Origin of the sequence: Alcaligenes sp. YSL9, from assembly GCF_030515105.1 — a bacterium.
Classification (GTDB): domain Bacteria; phylum Pseudomonadota; class Gammaproteobacteria; order Burkholderiales; family Burkholderiaceae_B; genus Alcaligenes; species Alcaligenes phenolicus.
Genome location: NZ_JALXJU010000004.1, coordinates 407992 through 414239 on the forward strand (window position 1 = coordinate 407992; position 6248 = coordinate 414239).

Annotated in this window: 5 protein-coding genes; all 5 read left to right on the forward strand. The window is 56.0% G+C overall.

Going from position 1 to position 6248, the window contains the following annotated elements; genetic code table 11:
- Positions 1 to 24: 24 nt before the first annotated feature.
- Positions 25 to 246, forward strand: coding sequence for a hypothetical protein (locus tag M2Q46_RS18370; RefSeq protein ID WP_022983326.1), 222 nt, complete (start codon positions 25 to 27; stop codon positions 244 to 246).
- Complete coding sequence (locus tag M2Q46_RS18375) at positions 224 to 2413, forward strand: type I secretion system permease/ATPase (RefSeq protein ID WP_026484846.1); 2190 nt, start codon at positions 224 to 226, stop codon at positions 2411 to 2413. The genes M2Q46_RS18370 and M2Q46_RS18375 overlap by 23 nt, the downstream gene beginning before the upstream one ends.
- A gap of 71 nt (positions 2414 to 2484) precedes the next feature.
- Complete coding sequence (locus M2Q46_RS18380; protein ID WP_230940577.1) at positions 2485 to 3771, forward strand: HlyD family type I secretion periplasmic adaptor subunit; 1287 nt, start codon at positions 2485 to 2487, stop codon at positions 3769 to 3771.
- A gap of 108 nt (positions 3772 to 3879) precedes the next feature.
- Positions 3880 to 4494, forward strand: a complete 615-nt coding sequence (locus M2Q46_RS18385) for a response regulator transcription factor (RefSeq protein ID WP_035269588.1) — start codon at positions 3880 to 3882, stop codon at positions 4492 to 4494.
- Positions 4495 to 4669: 175 nt separating this feature from the next.
- On the forward strand, positions 4670 to 6248 hold a 1579-nt coding region (locus tag M2Q46_RS18390; RefSeq protein WP_302357844.1), incomplete at its 3' end, for a retention module-containing protein.

Here is a 6248-nt window from a genome sequence, read left to right on the forward strand (position 1 = left end):
ATTGGATAGTGAAGGGAGGCACGTATGAGTCAGAACGAAGATGACTACAAACAAGAGCTTTCAGTCTCGGATGCCAGTTTTATCCGAGTGCTGGAGGATTTGATTGACGCACTGGTTGCTAACGGTGTGCTTCGTATGACTGATCTGCCTCCCCAGGCCTTGGCCAAATTGAACGAGCGCAAACGTACCCGTCAACGCCTGCGGGATTCGCTGGATTTGATTAATGACGATGAACCACTCATCTGACAGCACGACACAAGCAAGCGGGCAATACAGTATCCCGCCTCATCTGACGCATGATGATCCTCTTCTGACCTGCCTGGCAGAGATTACCCGTATCCACGGTAATCCTTGCACGCCGCAGCACTTGTCTGCAGGCTTGCCTTTGCAGCGTGGGCGTTTGACGCCTGCCTTGCTCAGTCGAGCGGCCGCGCGTGGTCATTGCACGGCCCGAGTATGGCGTCGCGCCTTTACCGAACTCGACACCAATCTGTTCCCGGTTATTTTGTTGCTGAACAATAACCGGGCATGTGTGTTGCTGGGGCTGGAAGAAGAACGTGCCCGGGTGCATTTCCCGGAAAGTGGTAGCCCCAGCGAAATCAGCCTGGAAGATCTGCAAGCGCAGTACTCCGGGCTGTTGGCTGTGGTGCAGCCGGATTTCCGCGTCGAAGCGCGTGCCAAAGATGGTGTGGCCCCCATGAAGGGCAAGCACTGGTTCTGGACAGCCGTAGTGCAAAACTGGCGTCTGTATCGCGACGCCATTGGCGCTGCCTTGCTGATCAACCTGTTTGCGCTGGCCATTCCGCTCTACACCATGAACGTGTACGACCGGGTGGTTCCCAACAAAGCGATTGAAACCCTGTGGGTGCTGTCGATTGGGATTGGGCTGGTGCTGGTCATGAACATGGTGCTCTCCAGTGTGCGAGCCTATGTAGTTGATGCTGCCAGCAAACGGGTGGATATTCAGTTGTCTGCGCGGATTATGGAGCGGGTGCTGGACTTGCGCATGGAGAACCGACCGCCGTCGGTGGGCTCTTTTGCTGCCAATCTGCGCTCTTTTGAATCGGTGCGCGACTTTATCGCTTCGGCCAGTTTGACGACACTGGTCGATTTGCCATTTGTGCTGCTGTTTTTGGCTGTGCTGGCCTGGATCTCGCCCTGGATGCTGATCCCGCCCGTTGTGGCCATTGTGATCATCCTGGGTATTTCCTGGTTTGCTCAGGCACGTATGGAACGTCTGACCAAACAGACCTTCCAGGCTGCTGCCCAGCGTAACGCCGGCCTGGTCGAATCCCTGGCTGGTATGGAAACCTTGAAGGTCCTGAATGCGCAAAGCAATGCGCAGCGCGATTGGGAGCAGTCCACCGAGTACCTGGCTCGTCAGGGTGCGCGCATCAAGATGACTTCCACCCTGACCGTAAACACGGTGCAGATGCTGCAGCAGATGGTCACCATCAGCGTGGTGATTATCGGGGTGTATCTGGTTCAGGAAACCAAATTGTCCATGGGGGGCATTATTGCTTCCTCCATGATTGCAGGCCGTTGCCTGGCTCCTTTGGGGCAGGTGGCTGGCTTGATGATGCAGTATCAGAATGCCCGTACCTCCCTGGGTTCGGTGGATTCGTACATGAATATGCCGGTAGAGCATCCTGAAGAGCGTCACTTTGTGCCACGCCCTTATCTGGAAGGCTCTATCGAGTTCCGCAACGTTAGTTTCAGCTATCCCGGCACTAATCAGAACGTGCTGGATAAGGTCAGTTTTTCCTTGAAGGCTGGCGAGAAGATAGGGATTATCGGCCGTATTGGCTCCGGCAAAACCACCTTGTCCAAGCTGATCCTGGGTCTGTACAAACCGACGGGCGGCACCGTTGTGCTGGACGGAATTGATAGCCAGCAGATTGACCCGGCAGACGTGCGTCGCTCCATGGGCTATGTCTCGCAGGACCCCACGCTGTTCTATGGCACTTTGAAACACAATTTGCTGATGGGCACGCCTTACGCAACTGACGATCAAATGTTGGCAGCGGCTCGTCAGGCCGGGGTGGATGATTTCGCACGACGCCATCCTGATGGCTACGACATGATGATTGGCGAACGCGGCGAATCCCTCTCGGGTGGTCAGCGTCAGGCTATCGCTGTGGCTCGTGCCTTGATCGGTAACCCGTCCATTCTGTTGCTGGATGAACCCAGCAGCAATATGGATAACCAGAGCGAATCAGCCCTGCGTCGCAGCCTGCATAAAGAATGTGAGGGCAAGACAGTTGTGCTGGTGACCCACCGCACCGCCTTGCTGGAGCTGGTGGATCGCCTGATCGTGATGGATATGGGGCGTATTGTGGCGGATGGTCCTAAGGATCAGGTCATTGCCGCCTTGCGTAGTGGGCAGATTGGTAAGGCCCGGAGTGCAGCATGAAAATAAAGAACCTGACCAATTGGGTGCGTGCGCAACTCCAGGACACCAATTCCCCACCTCCTGGTAGCAATATGCTCAAAAACGCATCGTGGACGGCTCGTTACCAAGATGTACGGGGTTCCACGCTGCTGATCTGGTTGACCTTGCTGGCCATCAGCCTGCTGATTGTCTGGGCCAGTTTTGCCAGCATTGATGAAGTGGTGCGTGGCGAGGGCAAGGTTGTGCCATCTCGCCAGGTCCAGATTGTGCAAAGTCTGGACGGCGGTGTGGTGGAAGAAATTCTGGTGCGTCCTGGCCAGTCCGTGGAAGCGGGCGAAGTGCTGTTGCGTATCGATCCTACCCGTGCCTCGTCCTCCTTGGGCGAGAACGAAGCCGAGTCCTTGTCCTTGATGGCCAAGGCAGCTCGACTGGAAGCGATTGCTGCCGATCAGCCCTTTGATATGCCCAGTGAAGTGCTGGAAAAAGCCCCTGATCTGGCAGAAATGGAACGCCGCGTCTGGCAGGCTCGTACCGAAGAGCTGCGCTCCAATATTTCGGTGGCTCAGGAACAGCTGAACCAGCGTCAACAAGAATTGCGTGAGACGCAGGCCAATCGTGATCAGGCCGCGTCCAGTTGCGGGCTGACCTCGCAAGAATTGCAAATGACACGTCCTTTGCTCAAAAGTGGGGCGGTGTCCGAAGTGGATTTGCTGCGCCTGCAGCGTGATGTGGCTCGTTACTGCGGTGAGCAAAAAGCGGCCACGGCACAGATCAGCCGTATTCAGGCCTCGATTCAGGAAGCCCAGAACCGGATTGGCGAGGTGGAAATTACCTTCCGCAATCAGGCCCGTACCGAACTGGCTGAAACACGTGCCAAGCTGGCTTCCCTGGAGCAAGGCCAACGTGCCCTGGCCGACCGTGTGCGCCTGGCTGAAGTGCGCTCGCCCGTGCGCGGCACCATCAAGACCCTGTCTGCCAATACGGTCGGCGGCGTGGTGCAGCCCGGTAAAGACATTCTGGAAATCGTGCCTACTGACGACACCCTGCTGTTGGAAGTGCGTATTAATCCGCGCGATATCGGGTTTCTGCACTCAGGCCAGACTGCCGAGGTCAAATTCACCGCCTATGACTTTGCTGTTTATGGCGGCTTGCCCGGTGTGCTGGAACAGACCAGTGCCGACACCATTACCGATGAAAAAGGCAATTCATTCTATATAGCTAAAGTACGTACGGACACGGTGTATGTCGGTGACGATAACCGTCCAATCTTGCCCGGTATGGTGGCCGAAGTGCACATCATGACTGGCAAGCGGACTGTTATGCAGTACTTACTCAAACCTATTCTCAGGGCCAGATCCAACGCATTCAGAGAGCGTTAAGGCTGATTGGTCCGTTGGGGGAGTAGCGCTGACGATAGAGGTGTAACACCCGAGTCAGACCAAGAGCTGATGGCATATAGCTCGTGTTACCAGTAAGGGAAAAGCGGTATGCGACAAGTAAATTCGGTTTTATTTCTGACTGCCGATGAGGCGTTGTGGCAGCATTGGCGTCATCTGGATTCGGTCACCTGGCTGCCCGCCAGAGGGCAGGGCATGGACGATTTATTGCGTTGGAAACAACAGCAGCGTGATCTGGTGGTGGTCGATAGTGCCCTGGCTTTGTGGAATCATCCCCAATGGTCCAAGGCTGTGCAGGGCATGAAGATTATTGTCGCCAGCCCACGTCCTTTGGATAGCGAAGGTCAGGCCGTACTGGCCCTGGGGGCTCGTGGTTACATTCACGCCTACAGCTCGTCGCCTTTGCTGGTGCAGGCGCTGGACCACGTGGCTAGTGGGCAGGTTTGGGTTGGGGAGTCCTTGCTGAGCCGTTTGCTTAGCGACGTTACCCGTCGTCTGGAACCCAAGGCGGGCTGGGAAAGTACCCTGACCAGTCGTGAAGTCGAGGTTGCGCAACGCGCCTCGCTGGGCCACTCCAATCAGCTGATCGCAAAGGACCTGGGCATCACCGAGAGAACGGTTCGCGCCCATCTGCAGGCGGTTTTTGAAAAGCTGGATGTAACAGATCGTTTGATGTTGGCGCTAAAAGTACACGGCATAGCCTAAACCCCTGCTCGCCGTCCCGTTCGTATTGTTAAGTAAGGTCAATAACAATAAATAAAACAGCGAACTGGCGGCGACGCCAATATCGACTAGCGGACCAACTCGCTATTCTCTGATCAAAGAAAGTCCATTTCTGACTGCTGCTTGGCGGCAGTCTTTTTTTAGGAATCAGACAGTCATGGCACTGGATACTGTTTTAGTGACACGAGTTGAAGGTACGGCATGGATCCGTACCGCCGATGGCTCCAAAGTAGCTGTCAAAGAAGGGATGCGCGTCCCTGTTAATGCCGAGATCATCACCGAGACCGGCGCCAGCGTCGAGCTTGAGATCCCTGGCAGCCCATCGATGACCATTTCCGATAACCGCTCCTTCCTGGTCAGCGGCGATATCGCAGAAACCGATGTGGACCCAGTAGCCGCTGCTCTGGCCAACCCGAACGACCCAGCCATTACGGCTGTGTTGGCCGCTCTGGAAGCTGGCGATGACCCATTCTCCCAACTTGACCCAACCGCTGCCGTATTGACCGGTGGTGGCGAAGGCGGTGGCAGCAGCTTCACCCGCCTGGTCAGCATTGTGGAAACCACACGCCCTCTGGCCCTGGAATACCCACGTCCTGGCGTGCCCACCGTTGAAAACGTGCGCCTGGGTGGCTACAGCGGTACTGGCGAAGAAGAGGCCGGTCCTCTGGTTCCTCCCTCCGTTACTGTCAAGATCAATGACGACGGCACCGTTACCTTCACATTTACTGAAGTGCCATTTGGCTTTGATATCGAAGATATCGTGGTCACCGGCGGCGGTCGCATCGAAGGTCTGACACCAGACAACAAAGATCCCAAGACCTGGACCGGAACGCTGGTTCCCCCACCGAACTACGAAGGTGAAATCACCGTCAAAGTGCCTGACGGCAGCTACACCAACGAAGTTGGCACCCCAGGTAACGGCGGCGAAGACACGACCACGGTCGACACGCTGCCCCCAGAAGCTGAAATCACCATCGATTCCATTACTGAAGACGGCGTCATCAATAAGGAAGAGTCCGAAGGTGATGTAACTATTACTGGTACGGTTGGTAAAGACGTCAAACCTGGCGACAAGGTCACTGTGACCGTCGGAGGTAAAGAATACGAAACCACCGTCAACCCGGACGGCAAGACCTGGAGCGTGGACGTTCCTGGTTCCGAACTGGTCAACAACGACAAGGTTGAAGCCAAAGTCACCACGACTGACGACGCTGGCAACACCACGACGGCGACCGACGAGAAGCCTTACGATGTCGACGTTACGCCTCCTGAAGCCGAGATCGAAATTGATCCGATCACAGGCGACGACGTGATCAACAAGGAAGAGTCGGGCGGCGACGTCACGATCACCGGTACGGTTGGTAAAGACGTCAAACCTGGCGACAAGGTCACTGTGACCGTCGGCGGTAAAGAATACGAAACCACCGTCAACCCGGACGGCAAGACCTGGAGCGTGGACGTTCCTGGTTCCGAGCTGGTCAACAACGACAAGGTTGAAGCCAAAGTAACCACGACCGACGACGCCGGCAACACCACGACTGCGACCGACGAGAAGCCTTACGACGTCGACGTTACGCCTCCTGAAGCCGAGATCGAAATCGATCCGATTACAGGCGACGACGTGATCAACAAGGAAGAGTCGGGCGGCGACGTCACGATCACCGGTACGGTTGGTAAAGACGTCAAACCTGGCGACAAGGTCACTGTGACCGTCGGCGGTAAAGAATACGAAACCA